The organism is Caballeronia sp. LZ019 (assembly GCF_031450825.1).
Lineage (GTDB): Bacteria > Pseudomonadota > Gammaproteobacteria > Burkholderiales > Burkholderiaceae > Caballeronia.
Map to the genome: position 1 here is coordinate 915,769 of NZ_JARTVZ010000002.1, position 14,661 is coordinate 930,429.

Sequence of the window (14,661 nt, forward strand, 5' to 3'; positions counted from 1 at the left end):
AGAAATGCACGCGCCGGGCGTCTTGGCGCGGCTAGGCGATTTTGGTGACGATATCGGCATAACGGGCGGCCTTTTCGACTGTGCCGAAATCGGCATGGCGCACGCGCGAAACGCGCAAGACGGCGCGATTTCCGCTACCTAAACTGCGAGCCGTCCAACACTTTCGGAGAGCCGCCGTGGCGCATATCTGGGAAGGCGTGATGCCCGCCGTCACCACCAAGTTCAACGCGGATTTCAGCATAGACCGCGCGTGGACGAAGAAGAATATTGAAGCGCAGATCGATGCGGGCGTCGACGGCGTCATTGTGTGCGGATCGCTCGGGGAAGCGTCGACGCTGTCGCTCGATGAGAAGCTCGACGTGCTTGACATCGCCGTCGATGCGTCGCGCGGCCGCGTGCCGGTGCTGCTGACCATCGCGGAAAACAGCACACTCGACGGATGCCGCCAGGCCGAACGCGCGGCCTCGCGTGGGGCGGCGGGCTACATGGTGCTGCCGGGGCTGCGCTATCTGTCCGACCGGCGCGAGACGCTGAACCATTTCCGCATGGTCGCCAACGCGAGTCCCGTGCCGCTGATGGTCTACAACAATCCGCTCGCGTATGGCGTCGATGTCACGCCCAGGATGTTCGCGGAACTCGCGGAGGACGCGAAGTTCGCAGCGATCAAGGAATCGAGCGGCGACGTGCGGCGCATCACCGATCTCATCAACGAAGTCGGCGAACGCTACGCGCTCTTTTGCGGCGTCGATAATCTGGCGATGGAAGCCATGCTGATGGGCGCGCACGGCTGGGTGGCGGGCCTCGTGTGCGCGTTTCCGCAGGAGACGGTGACGATCTACCGGCTGCTGCGCGCGGGACGCATCGAGGAAGCGCGCACGATTTATCGCTGGTTCGCGCCGATGCTCGCGCTCGATGTGTCGCACAAGCTGGTGCAGAACATCAAGCTCGCGGAAGCCATCGTCGGCCGCGGCACGGAGCCGGTGCGCCCGCCGCGTCTGCCGCTCGCGGGCGACGAGCGCCGCGAAGTCGAGGCGCTGATTCGCCGAAGCATCGAGACGCGGCCCGCGCTGCCGTCGTTATGAAATGAAAATGCCGTCTTGCGACGGCATTTTCTATGGTGCTGATTCGGTCTTATCGGCTTACGCGGCGAAACGTGCTTGCTCCGGCTCCACGCGTTCTTCGCCGGAATCCTCGCTTTCATCGTAAAGATGCAGGAGACGGTAGCCGCTCTTGTACACCGGCTGCAGGCGGAAGTGGTTCACCGGCTCGATTTCCAGCGCGAGGCGCAGGCGCGACACGTGGCTGTCGATGGTGCGCGTGGTTTCGCGGAACTCGCGGCCCCAGACCATCGCGAAGATGTGATCGCGTGACAGCACCCGGCCGATGTTCGAGAAGAAGAGCTGCGCAAGACGGAATTGCGTGCCGCTCAACTGCACCGGACGGCCGCGCACGGTGACGGTCTGCTGCCGCGAGTCGAAGCGATACGGCCCGATCTCGAGGCACGCGCTCGACGTGGCCGGGAACGCGCGGCGCAGCAATGCTTCGATGCGCGCGCCGAATTCGCCGGGACGAATGGGATAAACGACGTAGTCGTCCGCGCCCGCCGTCAGCGCGCACACGACGTTGTGTTCCGCGCCGTCGGGCGTGGCGAACATGACCGGCACGCGTTCGCCGAAGCTGGAACGCACGGATTTCAGAAGATCGAGACCGCAGAGACCCGACGAATTCCAGTCGAGAATCAGCAGGTCGACCGTGGAGCGCGACAGCGCTTTCGACAGCAGAAGGCCGTCGCCGAAAGTCACGACCGTATGGCCGAGGCGTTTCACGACGTCGCTGATGAGATTTCGATAAGTTGTGTCGGTTTGCAAAACGGCGACGCGCATAGTGTCAGGCCTGATGAGTCTAAGGGACGTGGTTCCCGGGCGTCTCGTTACAAAAAGAGACGGCAAATACAGGCAGGCATTCTGGTCAGCCGCGCATCCCTTTCCCATCGGATTGGTCCGAAAGTGTCAACGCATGTGACTAAGGTGCGTCTCGCCGATGCAACCGCGCGATCGTTCGTTTGCGAAACTTCGTGTAGTGGCGACTTACATCCTGTAACATGCCGCCTTCGGCTCACAATGGCCGAAATCCCGCCTTCGCCGTCTTACCGAGACGCTGCGGGGGCGTGCGCTGCGGCTCTCCGTCGTCACGCGCAGTGCGGTTGGCGGGGGCCGGCTTCTAATCCGCGCCCGAGTCGTTCCCGTTTCGCGCTCACCCGGCGCGTCCGACATCCCGCAGGGCATTGCCTCGTTCCATGCGTCGCTCGCCGCGCGCGTGGCTTTTCTCATTACGGGTTCTCATTCGATGCAGGCAACACCTTTCGACGGCGCGTCGCAGGCCGCCGGCCGCTCGCTCACGCGCAGCGACTACAAGACGCTCACGCTCGCCGCGCTCGGCGGCGCGCTCGAGTTTTACGACTTCATCATTTTCGTGTTCTTCGCGCCGGTCATCGGCCAGTTGTTTTTCCCGCCGTCGATTCCCGACTGGCTGCGGCAATTGCAGACTTTCGGCATCTTTGCGGCGGGCTATCTGGCGCGGCCCCTCGGCGGCATCGTCATGGCGCACTTCGGCGACCTGCTCGGGCGCAAGCGCATGTTCACGCTGTCCGTGCTGCTGATGTCGGTGCCGACGCTCCTGATGGGCCTGCTGCCCACGTATGCGTCGATCGGCATGATGGCGCCCGTGCTGTTGCTGCTGTTCCGTGTCATGCAGGGCGCGGCGGTCGGCGGCGAGGTGCCGGGCGCGTGGGTGTTCGTGTCGGAGCATGTGCCGGGCCGTCATATCGGCTATGCGTGCGGCACGCTGACGGCGGGTCTCACGGCGGGCATCCTGCTCGGCTCGCTGGTCGCCACCGCGATCAACAAGAGCTTCGTTCCCGCCGATGTCGCCGGTTTCGCATGGCGTCTGCCGTTCCTGCTCGGCGGCGTGTTCGGATTGTGCTCGGTCTATCTGCGCCGCTGGCTGCATGAAACGCCGGTCTTCGCGGAACTGCAGAAGCGCAAGTCGCTCGCGGCGGAAATCCCGCTGAAGGCCGTGCTGCGCGACCACGGACGCGCGGTGATCGTATCGATGTTGCTGACGTGGATGCTCTCCGCCGCGATCGTCGTCGTGATCCTGATGACGCCGACGCTGCTGCAGAAGCAATTCGGCATCGCCCCGGCGACGGTGCTCGCCGCCAACTGCGCCGCGACGCTCTGCCTGACCATCGGCTGCGTGCTGGCGGGCGCGATTGCGGGACGCATCGGCGCGGGCAAGACGATTTTCATCGGCGGATGCGTGCTGGCCGTGTCGTACTACGCGCTCTTCAAACAAGTGGCCGTGGATGCGTCCGTGCTGCTGCCGTGGTATGCGTTCACGGGCTTTACGGTCGGCGTGATCGGCGCGATTCCGTTCGTGATGGTCAAGGCGTTCCCGCCCGCCGTCCGCTTTTCAGGGATCTCGTTCTCCTACAACGTCGCGTATGCGGTGTTCGGCGGACTCACGCCGATCGTCGTCTCGCTGATGATGAAATCCAGTCCGATGGCGCCCGCGCTGTATGTGGGCGCGTTGTGCGTCGTGGGTGCGCTGACGACGCTCTTCATCAAGGACGCGCCGGCTGCGCGGTAAAGATCGCGGCTGAGTCGTCGATGGATGGCGCACCGCAGTTCGGGTGCGCCATCTTCGTTATCGGGAACGCGCGTTGCAGCGTGTGCCGGAAGCGCCCGAACGCGCGCCTTCGTTCCAATTCCGGAGAACACGCCATCATGTCGACCACGCCTCACTCGCCGGACGAAACCATCGAGCCGGACCCTGACAAACTGCTCGATCCCGACGCACCGCCGAATCCCGAAGACCCCGACATGCCCGACGGCCCCGACTCGGCGACGCCGCTCGTGCCCGCCGATCCCCACAACGGCGAGCCGCGCATGTAAGCACGATGCCCGCGCAGCCGTCGAACTGCGCGGGCATCGTCGAAAGAAGACGGGCCTCAGAGGCTCGTCGTCTGCACTTCGCCTGTTTCGAGCGCGCGCTCGATCAGCGCTTCGTTCTGCGCCTTGCGCACCGCGTCCGCGACGAACGTATCGGGCGCTTCCACTTCCGCCCGGATCGCGCCGATGATGCCGTCGGCCTCCACGATCACGAGCGATTCCGCCGAATCCGCGCGGCTGATGATGACGCGTTGCGGCCCGCCGCCTTCTGCGATGCTCGCGCAGAATTGCATGCGCTCGCCGCCGACTACGTGTTCGAATGTTTGAATCATGGCTGCCTTTTCCGCGTTGGTTGGACTGCGTCGTGCACGACTGCTTCATTATTGATCTCGTCGACGGCGGCAGGTTCCGCTCCGCAAGCGTCAGCGCCGTGCGTCGGCGAGTTCGCGCAGCGTGGCGGCCGTCGCGTCGTCGGCCGGGAAGAACGCTTCGATCGCCAGTTCCGACAGCGTGATGTCCACGGGTGTGCCGAAGACGGTCGTCGTGCTGAAGAAAGAAAGCACGCCGTGTGCCGTGCGTAATCGGAGCGGCACGACGACCGCGTCGAAATCGGTGTGCGCTTCGGCGAGCGCGTGCGGCGGGGCGGGATACGCCTCCAGTTCGGCGAGCAGCGCGGCGAGCGTCGTATCGCCCGATACGTCGATCTGACGCCTCACGCGGGCGAGCACATGCGCGCGCCAGGCATGCCAGTTGTCGATGACGCCCGCCAGCCCGCGCGGATGCAGCGACAGCCGCAGCACGTTCGACGGCGGCGGAAGCAGCGACGCGTCCGCCGATGCGACCAGCGGCGCGAGCGCGGCGTTGGCCGCGACCATCGTCCAGTGACGGTCGATGGCGAGCGCCGGATACGGCTCGTGGCCCTTCAGCACGAGATCGACCGCGCGGCGCGCCGCGTCGAGTTGCGGATCGGCGAGCGCGCGTTCGCGATACATCGGCGCATAACCCGCCGCCACGAAGAGCGTGTTGCGCTCGCGCAGCGGCACGTCGAGTTGTTCGGCGAGGCGCATCAGCATGTCGCGGCTCGGCATCGAGCGTCCGGATTCGACGAAGCTCAGGTGCCGTGTCGAGATATCGGCAATGCCCGCGAGATCGAGCTGGCTCATGCGCCTTCGCTGCCGCCATTCGCGCAGCAAAGCGCCGACGGTCGCGGGCGGGGCGCGCAGCGTGTGAGCAGTCAGGGTCGGGTTCATGCGTCGATGGTAGAGGAAGCGCGCCGGCGCTTCCATTACCTGCGGCGTCATGGCTGCGTAACATTTACCGCCCGGAACATGCTTTCGAAATGTTTCCACGGGTCACCCTAATGTCCCGGTGTACTGCGCCGTTAAAAAGCCCAGCATCATGCAGACAATGCTTTGCGAGCCGTGCGTGTTTCGTTGAACGAGCGCGCACGGCTCGCAAAGCCCGGACATTTGCGGAGAAATCATGTTTGTCGTTATCGGATGGGTCCTCGTCATCGGCTCGGTGATCGGGAGCTTCATTGGCGTCGGCGGTCACCTGGCCGCGCTCGTTCAGCCCTTCGAGTTGCTGTGTATTTTCGGCGCGGCGATCGGCGCTTTCGTCGTGTCGAACCCGACCGCGACGCTCAAGAAAACGCTTCAGGCGCTGCCGAAGGTGTTCAAGGGCGGCGGCTATACTAAAGAGAAATACCTCTCGCTGATCGCGCTGCTCTACGAGCTGCTGCAGAAGGCGCGCAAGGAAGGAATGATGGCGCTGGAAGCCGATGTCGACGCGCCCGAATCCAGCCCGCTCTTTCAAAAGTACGAACACGTGATGGCGGATCATCACCTGCTCGACTTCATCGTCGATTACCTGCGCATGATGTCGGCCGGCAATGTGAACGCGCTCGAACTGCAGGACCTGATGGACGAAGAACTGGAGACGCATCACGCGGAAAGCTCGATCGCCGCCAACGCGATTCAGAAGATGGCCGATGGCCTGCCGGCATTCGGCATCGTCGCCGCGGTGATGGGCGTCGTGCATACGATGGGCTCGGTCGGCGCCGCGCCCGCCGTGCTCGGCGAGATGATCGCGGGCGCGCTCGTCGGCACGTTCCTCGGCATTCTGCTCGCGTATGGCTTCATCGGCCCGCTCGCGGACCTGCTCAACGCGAAGGGCGCGGCCGAAGCCAAGCCGTTCCAGTGCGTGAAGTCGGTATTGCTCGCATCGATGAACGGTTATGCGCCGACCGTGGCGGTGGAGTTCGGCCGCAAGGTGCTGTTCACCGCGGACCGTCCGAGCTTCCAGGAACTGGACGACGCCGTGCGCGCGACCAAGATGCCGAAGTCGGCCTGACGAAGCCCTGATCAGAAGGAGTCACGCTCATGGCTGATAGACCCTCACGCGACCCGTTGCAATCGGTGCTCGCCCCCACTGTCGTCGTGCGCCGCAAGAAGAAGGGCGGCGGCCACGGCGGGCATCATGGCGGTGCATGGAAGATCGCTTATGCCGACTTCGTCACCGCGATGATGGCGTTCTTCCTGCTGATGTGGCTGCTCGGCTCCACGTCGAAGTACGACAAGGCGGGCATCGAAGACTACTTCAACACGCCGCTGTCCGCGCTCTTCGGCAACGAAGGCGGCGCATCGGCGCATACGAGCATCATCAACGGCGGTGGCAAGGACTTGTCGAGCTCGCGTCCCGGCGAAGCCAGCAAGAGCCAGACACAACCGGTGCCGCCTTCGGTGGCGCGCGCCTCGGTTGCAGCAGAGGACATGCAGCGTCTGCAGCAACTCAAGCAGAAGCTCACGGCGCTCATCGAGAACACGCCCGCGTTGCGTGCGTTCAAGGACCAGATTCGCATTGCGATCACGAGCGAAGGCTTGCGCATCGAGATCGTGGATTCGCTGAAGCGGCCGATGTTCGCATCGGGCAGCTCGAAGCTCGAAACCTATGTGACGACGATTCTCTCGAACATCGGCGCATCGCTCAACGATGTCGATAATCGCGTGTCGATCGCGGGCCATACGGATGCCGTGCCGTATTCCGGCAGCCAGAAAGGCTATTCGAACTGGGAACTGTCGGGCGAGCGAGCGAACGCGGCGCGCCGCGCGCTGGTCGCGGGCGGCATGAACGAAACCAAGGTGCTGCAAGTGCGCGGCCTCGCCGATGCGCTGCCGCTCAACAAGGACGTCGTCGACGAGCCGACGAATCGCCGAATCAGCATTCTCGTGCTGAACAAGGCGGCCGAGCTCGCCTTCTTCCGCGATGGCGGGCGCACCACGAGCGATCAGGCGCTGCCCGGCGAATCCGCGAGTCCCGCAGCCGTCGCGGCGAAATCGACGATGCAGGTCGGCGTCGTCAAGTAAGCGCGCATCAGGCGAACCGGTCCATCGTCGTCTGCACGACGAGCCACACGTTCGCCGCGCTGATCACGGCGAACAGCAGCCACGCGAGCGCCTTCATGTGCGGGGCGTTCGCGAATCTGCCCATCAGCTTGCGGTCGTTCGTCATCCGAATCAACGGGTAAAGCGCGAACGGCAACTGCAGGCTCAGCACGACCTGGCTCGCCACGAGGAGCTTGCCGACCGCCCCGTTGCCCATCAGGTACACGCCGATCACTGCCGGCACCAGCGCGAGCGCCCGCGTGATCAGGCGGCGCTGATAGCACGGAATCTTGAGGCGCAAGAATCCTTCCATGATGACCTGTCCCGCGATGGTGCCGGTGAAGGTCGAGCTTTGCCCCGAAGCGAACAGCGTCACCGCGAACAGAATGGCCGCGAGCCCGGTGCCGACGATGGGCGCAAGCAGCTTGTACGCATCCTCGATTTCGGTGACTTGCGTATGCCCCGTCGGGTGAAAGGCGGAGGCCGCGAGAATCAGGATCGCCGCGTTGATCAGCAGCGCAAGCACGAGCGACACGATCGTGTCGAGCCGCGAAAGACGGATAGCCGAAGCAAGGCTCGCTTCATCGCGAGCGACGACGCGCGTCTGCACGATCGACGAATGCAGATACAGGTTATGCGGCATGACGGTCGCGCCGAGAATGCCGATCGCCAGATAGAGCGGTTCGCGGCTCGACAGCACGTCGATGGACGGCACGAGTCCCGCCGCAACCGCCGGCCAGTGCGGTTTCACCAGCACCAGCTCCACGATGTACCCGACGCCGATGGTCGCGATCAGCCCGAGCATGATCGCTTCGAGATCGCGGAAGTTCTTGCCTTTGAGGCCTAGCACGATGATGGTGTCGAACGCGGTGAAGACCACGCCCCACATCAGCGAGCAGCCGAACAGCAAGTGAAACGCCAGCGCGCCGCCGAGCACTTCGGCCAGATCGCAGGCGATGATCGAAAGCTCCGCGAGCATCCATTGCGCATTCGCCACCGGCTTCGAATAACGCTCGCGCGAAAGTTGCGCGAGATCGCGCCCGGTGACGATGCCGAGCCGCATCGCAAGGCATTGCAGCACCATCGCCGCAAGACTCGACAAAACGACGACGAACAAGAGGCTGAAGCCGTAGCGTGATCCGGCTTCGATATCCGTCGCCCAGTTGCCGGGGTCCATATAGCCGATGGAAATCAGCAGGCCCGGCCCCGCGAATTGCAGCAGCTTCTTCCAGAGCGGCGCACCGGGAGCAACGATGACGGAGCCTTTGACTTCGGACGGGCAGAACGGCGCGGTCGCCGTGGTCGGCAATTTGAACATGCGATAAGAGCGCGAAAGGATGGCGTAAAGAGCAGGCGAGTCTATCACCGGGCTCGCGCGCTTTCAGGGCATGGCTGACGTTTCGTCTGACCGACGCGCCATCCGCACGCCAGCATGTCGTCACGGTCCGACAAATAGAATTCGCACGTGATCCTGGCGTGCATGCCGCGATCGCCCATCACTCGCATGAGGAGTCCGCCATGAAGCTAGTCACGCGCATTGCCGTCGCCGCCCTCGTCGCTTCGCCGCTCGTCGCATCCGCCCAGGAAGGGCTCACGCGCGCGCAGGTCAGGGAGCAACTGAAACAACTCGAGCAGGCCGGCTACAACCCGTCCGAGCGAGACGCGTTCTATCCCAACAACATTCAGGCCGCGGAAGAAAAGATCCGCTCGGGCAACGCGTACGGTGCGTCGCCGGATGGCACGTCCGCATCGGGCCGCTCGATGTCCACCACGCCGCCGGGACAGACACCGCAGTAACACCTTCGCGCCGCTGGTTGCAATCGCGCCGTCGCGGGCGAACTTCGCTGCGCGGGCGTGCCTACAATGAACGGGGCCGCGTCGCGATGACGTGGCCGCGCGTTGTAGTCGCGTCCCTCGATCCCTTCGTATGAGGAGTTCGCCATGAAGCCAGTCCTGCGCATTGCCGTCGCTGTCATCGCGCTGTCGCCCGTCGCCGCGGCGGCGCAAACCAGCGGCCTCACGCGTCAGCAAGTCGTCGACGACCTCGTCCGCGCAGAACGCGCGGGCTATTACCCCGGCGTCGACGACCAGCGTTATCTCGGCAGCTTCCTCGATATCAGAGAAGGCATCTATACTGGCGCGAGCGTCTATCGCTCCGCCACACCGCGTAACCTCCCCGCCCCCACGGACGGTTCGCTTGCGAACTGAAGCCGCCGCATGAAGCGATCGCGCAGCTTGCGATCGCTCTTCACCTTTTTTCGTTCGAACGCCAGAAAATGACCAGAGCGCCATTTTCACGTCATATTGTCGTTGGCGCCTGGCCACTAACATAGCTGCAACGCTCGTATAGTGTCGAAGACGCTGTCGCAGCGAGCACACATTGAACGGGCACAGGGGCCAGCATGAAAGTCCTGATAGTGGAAGACGAACACAAGGTGGTGGACTACCTGCGCTCGGGATTGACCGAGCAAGGCTGGGTCGTCGATATCGCGATGGACGGCGAAGAAGGCACGCATCTGGCCATCGAATACGATTACGACGTGATCGTGCTCGACGTGATGCTGCCGCGCCGCGATGGCTTCGCGGTCCTCAAGGCGCTGCGCCTGCAGAAATCGACGCCCGTCATCATGCTGACCGCGCGCGATCACATCAACGATCGCGTGCGCGGCCTGCGCGAAGGAGCGGACGACTATCTCACCAAGCCCTTCTCGTTCCTCGAACTCGTCGAACGGCTGCACGCGCTGGCACGCCGCACGCGCGCGCAGGAATCCACGCTGATCTCCGTCGGCGATCTATACGTCGACCTGATCGGCCGTCGCGCCACACGCGATGGCCTGAGACTCGATCTCACCGCGAAGGAGTTTCAGCTATTGAGCGTGCTCGCGCGGCGTCATGGCGACATTCTTTCGAAGACGGCCATCACCGAACTCGTATGGGAAGTCGATTTCGAAAGCCATACGAATGTCGTCGAGACCGCAATCAAACGCCTGCGCGCAAAACTCGACGGCCCGTTCCGCACGAAACTGCTGCATACGGTGCGCGGCATGGGTTACGTACTCGAAGTGCGCGAGCCGCGCGACATGCGCGATGCGAGGGAAGACGCGAGGCCATCATGAAGGTGCAGCGTTCCATCGCGCGGCGGCTCGCGGTGATGTTCGCGCTCGTCGCGCTGTTCGTGTTTTCGCTCGTCGGCTCGGGGCTGTTCCTCGTGCTTCGCATGCAACTGGAGCAGCACTTGCGCGATTCGCTCGATAACCGCGCGGAAATCGCACGGCTCATCGTCTCTCATGCGTCGAACACGGACAAATGGAAGATGGCGAAGGAGAAGCTCGCCGACATCACCCCGCGCGACGGCTCGACGCTCTTCGCGGTGACGAGCAACGATGCGCGCTTCAGCTACGGGTTGCCGCCCGCCGGCCGTGTCGTCAAGCGAGTGCTCGGCGGCTACGCGCGCTTCAGGCCCGAAGGCCGCGCCTATGACATGCTGATGACCACGCTCACCATTCCGCCTTACGCGGATCGCCCGCCGCTTCAATTGTTCGTCGCGGTCGATTGCTCGCCGAACGTACGCACCATGCGCGTTTTCGGTCTTGCGCTCGCGGCGCTGCTCGCGCTTGCAACCGTTGCCGTGCTGCTGTTGAGTTACTCGGTTGCGCGGCTCGGGCTCGCGCCGCTGACGCGGCTCACGCGCGATGCGCAGAATGTGCGGCCCAACAATCGGTCGCAACGCCTGGATACGCGTTCGCTTCCGTTCGAACTCGAAGACCTCGCGAAGTCCTTCAACGGTGCGCTCGAACGGCTCGATCATGCGTATGGGCGTCTCGAATCGTTCAACGCCGATGTCGCGCACGAATTGCGCACGCCGGTGACCATCCTCATCGGGCAAACGGAAGTGGCTTTGACGCGCGATCGGTCCATCGAGGAGCTGCGCCATACACTGCAATCCAACCTTGAGGAATTCGAGCGCGTGCGCGCGATCATCAACGACATGCTGTTCCTCGCGCGTGCGGATCAGGGCGAGCGCGCGACCGGCCTCATCGAAGTGTCGCTTGCGGCGGAAGTGCATCGCACGCTAGAGTTTCTCGAGATTCCGCTCGAAGATGCGCAAGTGCGCGCGGTGTCGAGCGGCGACGCCCGCGCCTTCGTCAACACTTCGCTATTCGGCCGCGCGCTGTCGAATCTCGTGATGAACGCGATCCAGCATTGCGCGCCGGGCGCGACGATAGCCGTGTCTATCGCGCGTGAGAACGGATGCGTACGCATCGCCGTGACGAATCCCGGTGAGCCCATTGCGCCGCATATCATGGAGCATCTCTTCGACCGCTTCTTTCGCGCGGAAAGCTCGCGCACGAACAGCCGCGAGAATCACGGCCTCGGGCTCGCCATCGTCAAGGCGGTGGCGGAGATGCATCGCGGCACGGTGTCGGCGACGAGCGCGAACGGCGTCAACACGTTCGCGTTCTCCATCGCACGCTTGGGCAATGAGGAGCGTCCCGCAGCGCCGACGCATCCAGTGCCGCAGCATGCGCAGGCGCGCGGCGAAAAGATCGGCGTGCGCTCGGCCGGGTAAGACGCGTTCACACAGTACTCAGCCGCGCCATTTCCGTTTCGACGATCAGCTTCTTCAGCTCCGGCACGCACGAGCCGCAGTTCCCGCCCGCTTTCACGCATGCGGTGATCTCCGCTGCGGTCTTGAGGCTCTTGTCGCGTATCGCATTGCAGATGGTGTTGCGGCCCACGCCAAAGCACGAGCACACCGTCGGCCCCGTGTCCTCGCCCTTGCCGGCCGGCTGACCGAGCAAGAGGCTCGCGCGGTCGTCATCGTCGAGGCGATCCCTGGAAAACAGGCTCGCAAGCCAGGCGCGCGCCGGAAGGTCCGGGCGCTCGGAGATGAAGATGCAATGTTCGATACGGTCGTTCACCACATGCGCCGCGCGATACACGCCCGCGCTCTTGTCCTCGTATTCGATCCAGTCGGCATGCGGATCGTCGATATGAAAGAACGCACGCGCCCATTCGCGATGATCCCCATGCGCCGCATCGAAACGATTGCGGCCCGCAAGCTCGTAGCGCACAAAGCGCGCACCGTGCACGCGCGTCCAGTGCGTGACGGCATCGAGCGCAGGGACGCCGCGCGAAAACGAGAAGCCATGCCACATGACGTGGAACTTCTCGACGGCAACGGGCGTGTGCTTGAATTCAGGCTCGCCCGAGACAGCATCGACGACGGGATTCACCACTGCCCCGACTCGCGCATCCGACGCCACCTGGTCATTCCAGTGAATCGGCACGAACACGCTGCCGCGCGCCATGCCTCCGCCATGCTGCACCCGCGCGATCATCGAGCCCCAGCGGCTCGTGATGCGCGCAAGCTCGCCTTCTCGCACGCCGCATGCAAGCGCGTCTTGCGGATGCATATCGATGAACGAATCGCCGATGTGTCCGGCAAGCTTCTCCGAACGGCCCGTGCGCGTCATCGTATGCCACTGGTCCCGCACGCGCCCCGTGTTGAGTACGAGTGGATAGTCGGCATCCGGTGCGTTGACGGGCGCGCGCGGCGGGGTCGCGATCAGGCGCGCGCGGCCATCCGCGTGGCTGAAGCGTCGCGTTTCGAAAAGCCGTGCGCCGCCTGCTTCGTTCGTCGTGCGCAGCGGCCATTGCACCGGCTCCAGCGCATCGTATCCGGCGCGATCGAGCGTACTCAGCCCGCCGATATGGAACACGCGATACACGCCGTCCGTCGAATCGTTTCGGTATGCAGATAGACGCGCGTGTTCATCGAACACTTCATGCGGGCCTTCGAAATCGAAGCCATCGAAACCCAGGCGGCGCGCCACATCGCAGATGATGCGCCAGTCCGCGCGCGCTTGTCCCGGCTTGGCAAGAAACGCACGCTGACGCGAGATGCGCCGCTCCGAGTTGGTCACGGTGCCGTCCTTCTCGCCCCAGCCGAGCGCGGGCAACAGCACATGCGCGAACGCATTCGTATCCGTTTTCTCGACGATGTCCGAGCTCACCACGAGTTCGCACTTTTCGAGCGCACGCTTCACGCGATCGCCATCGGGCAGGCTCACGACCGGATTGGTGCCCATGATCCAGACCGCTTTCACGCGGCCCGCTTCGATCGCATCGAAGAGATCGACGGCCTTCAAGCCCGCACGTTGCGCGATGCGCGGCGAGTTCCAGAAGGTCTGCACGATCTCGCGATGCAGCGCATCGTCCAGTTCGAGATGCGCCGCAAGCGTGTTCGCGAGGCCGCCGACTTCGCGGCCGCCCATCGCGTTCGGTTGGCCGGTGAACGAGAACGGCCCCATGCCGGGCTTGCCGATACGTCCCGTCGCAAGATGACAGTTGATGATGCTGTTGACCTTGTCGGTGCCCGCGCTCGACTGATTCACCCCCTGCGAGTACACCGTCACGACGCGTTCCGTGCCCGCAAACAAGCGGTAAAACGTCGCCAGGTCATTCGCATCGAGCTTGCAGTCTTTGGCGATAGGCGTGATATCGGCGGGCATTGCCGCTGCGAGAGCGGCATCATAGCCGTTCGTATGTGCATCGATAAAAGCGGAGTCGGTCGCGCCGTGTTCCGCGAGAAACGCGAGGAGCCCGTTAAAGAGTCGCACGTCGCTGCCGGCCTTCAGCGGCAGATGGAGATCGGCCATCTCGCACGTCGCGGTATGGCGAGGATCGATGACGACGATCTTCACCTCCGGCCGCGTCTCCTTCACCTTGACGATGCGCTGAAACAGGATCGGATGACACCACGCGGTATTCGATCCGACGAGCACGATAAGATCCGCCAGTTCGAGGTCTTCATAATTCATCGGCACGAGGTCTTCGCCGAATGCGCGCTTGTGTCCCGCCACCGACGACGACATGCACAACCGCGAATTTGTATCGATGTTCGCGCTGCCGATGTAACCCTTCATCAGCTTGTTGGCGACGTAATAGTCCTCGGTGAGCAATTGCCCCGACACGTAAAGCGCGACGGCATCCGCGCCGTGCTCGCCGATGACGCGCGCAAAGCCGTTCGCTACCGTGCCGATCGCATGTTCCCAGGAGACGTCGGAAAGCGCGCCTGTCGCCGGATCGCGCAGCTTCGGATTCAGCAAGCGCCCGTCGAGCCCGACGGTTTCGCCGAGCGCCGAGCCCTTCACGCACAGCCGCCCGAAATTCGAGGGATGCCCTTCGTCACCGGCGATGGCGACATCGAGGGCGCTGTGCGGCGTCGCCTTCACGCCGCAGCCGACACCGCAGTAAGGGCACGTCGTATGCACGACGGCCGGCGCGTTCGGGATGATGGGAATGCTCGCTTTCATATCCATGCT

At 63.9% G+C, this 14,661-nt stretch carries 14 protein-coding genes; 9 read left to right on the forward strand and 5 right to left on the reverse strand.

Going from position 1 to position 14,661, the window contains the following annotated elements; all coding sequences use genetic code 11:
- The first annotated feature begins 176 nt into the window (after positions 1-176).
- Complete coding sequence (locus P9255_RS07220; RefSeq protein ID WP_309789287.1) at positions 177-1,082, forward strand: dihydrodipicolinate synthase family protein; 906 nt, start codon at positions 177-179, stop codon at positions 1,080-1,082.
- A gap of 57 nt (positions 1,083-1,139) precedes the next feature.
- Here the strand turns inward: P9255_RS07220 and P9255_RS07225 are convergent, their stop codons facing one another.
- Positions 1,140-1,883 (reverse strand): response regulator transcription factor, encoded by a 744-nt coding sequence (locus P9255_RS07225; RefSeq protein ID WP_309789288.1) that lies wholly within the window; start codon positions 1,881-1,883, stop codon positions 1,140-1,142.
- Between the two features lie 463 nt (positions 1,884-2,346).
- Between P9255_RS07225 and P9255_RS07230 the strand changes: the two genes are divergently transcribed.
- Both P9255_RS07230 and P9255_RS07235 read left to right on the forward strand, forming a co-directional pair.
- Positions 2,347-3,648, forward strand: a complete 1,302-nt coding sequence (locus P9255_RS07230) for an MFS transporter (RefSeq protein ID WP_309766276.1) — start codon at positions 2,347-2,349, stop codon at positions 3,646-3,648.
- A 137-nt stretch (positions 3,649-3,785) separates the two neighbouring features.
- Positions 3,786-3,953 (forward strand): hypothetical protein, encoded by a 168-nt coding sequence (locus tag P9255_RS07235; RefSeq protein ID WP_309766277.1) that lies wholly within the window; start codon positions 3,786-3,788, stop codon positions 3,951-3,953.
- Positions 3,954-4,009: 56 nt separating this feature from the next.
- Here P9255_RS07235 and P9255_RS07240 read toward each other — a convergent pair whose 3' ends face one another.
- Positions 4,010-4,282, reverse strand: a complete 273-nt coding sequence (locus tag P9255_RS07240) for a hypothetical protein (protein WP_309766279.1) — start codon at positions 4,280-4,282, stop codon at positions 4,010-4,012.
- A 90-nt stretch (positions 4,283-4,372) separates the two neighbouring features.
- A complete protein-coding gene (locus P9255_RS07245) occupies positions 4,373-5,200 on the reverse strand; it encodes a helix-turn-helix transcriptional regulator (protein WP_309766814.1) in 828 nt (275 codons plus the stop codon).
- Between the two features lie 232 nt (positions 5,201-5,432).
- On the opposite strand from P9255_RS07245, the gene motA reads away from it, so the two are divergent.
- Both motA and motB read left to right on the forward strand, forming a co-directional pair.
- A complete protein-coding gene (motA, locus tag P9255_RS07250) occupies positions 5,433-6,302 on the forward strand; it encodes a flagellar motor stator protein MotA (protein WP_309766281.1) in 870 nt (289 codons plus the stop codon).
- 29 nt (positions 6,303-6,331) lie between these two features.
- Positions 6,332-7,315: a flagellar motor protein MotB gene (gene motB / locus P9255_RS07255; protein ID WP_309766282.1), complete on the forward strand. Its 984-nt coding sequence runs from the start codon at positions 6,332-6,334 to the stop codon at positions 7,313-7,315.
- 7 nt (positions 7,316-7,322) lie between these two features.
- Here the strand turns inward: motB and P9255_RS07260 are convergent, their stop codons facing one another.
- Positions 7,323-8,651, reverse strand: coding sequence for an Nramp family divalent metal transporter (locus P9255_RS07260; RefSeq protein ID WP_309789289.1), 1,329 nt, complete (start codon positions 8,649-8,651; stop codon positions 7,323-7,325).
- A gap of 200 nt (positions 8,652-8,851) precedes the next feature.
- Here P9255_RS07260 and P9255_RS07265 point away from each other — a divergent pair, with 200 nt between their 5' ends.
- The 4 genes from P9255_RS07265 to P9255_RS07280 all read left to right on the forward strand — a co-directional run bounded on the left by P9255_RS07265 (position 8,852) and on the right by P9255_RS07280 (position 11,903).
- On the forward strand, positions 8,852-9,130 hold the full coding sequence (locus P9255_RS07265; protein WP_309766284.1) for a DUF4148 domain-containing protein: 279 nt from the start codon (positions 8,852-8,854) through the stop codon (positions 9,128-9,130).
- 144 nt (positions 9,131-9,274) lie between these two features.
- A complete protein-coding gene (locus P9255_RS07270; protein ID WP_309766286.1) occupies positions 9,275-9,541 on the forward strand; it encodes a DUF4148 domain-containing protein in 267 nt (88 codons plus the stop codon).
- A 194-nt stretch (positions 9,542-9,735) separates the two neighbouring features.
- The gene (locus P9255_RS07275) at positions 9,736-10,449 is read left to right on the forward strand and encodes a heavy metal response regulator transcription factor (RefSeq protein ID WP_309766288.1); all 714 of its coding nucleotides are present in this window, start codon (positions 9,736-9,738) and stop codon (positions 10,447-10,449) included.
- 2 nt (positions 10,450-10,451) lie between these two features.
- Positions 10,452-11,903, forward strand: coding sequence for a heavy metal sensor histidine kinase (locus tag P9255_RS07280; RefSeq protein ID WP_309766816.1), 1,452 nt, complete (start codon positions 10,452-10,454; stop codon positions 11,901-11,903).
- 7 nt (positions 11,904-11,910) lie between these two features.
- Here the strand turns inward: P9255_RS07280 and P9255_RS07285 are convergent, their stop codons facing one another.
- Entirely contained in the window at positions 11,911-14,658 is a 2,748-nt protein-coding gene (locus P9255_RS07285) for a molybdopterin-dependent oxidoreductase (RefSeq protein ID WP_309789290.1), read from the reverse strand.
- Positions 14,659-14,661: the final 3 nt, after the last annotated feature.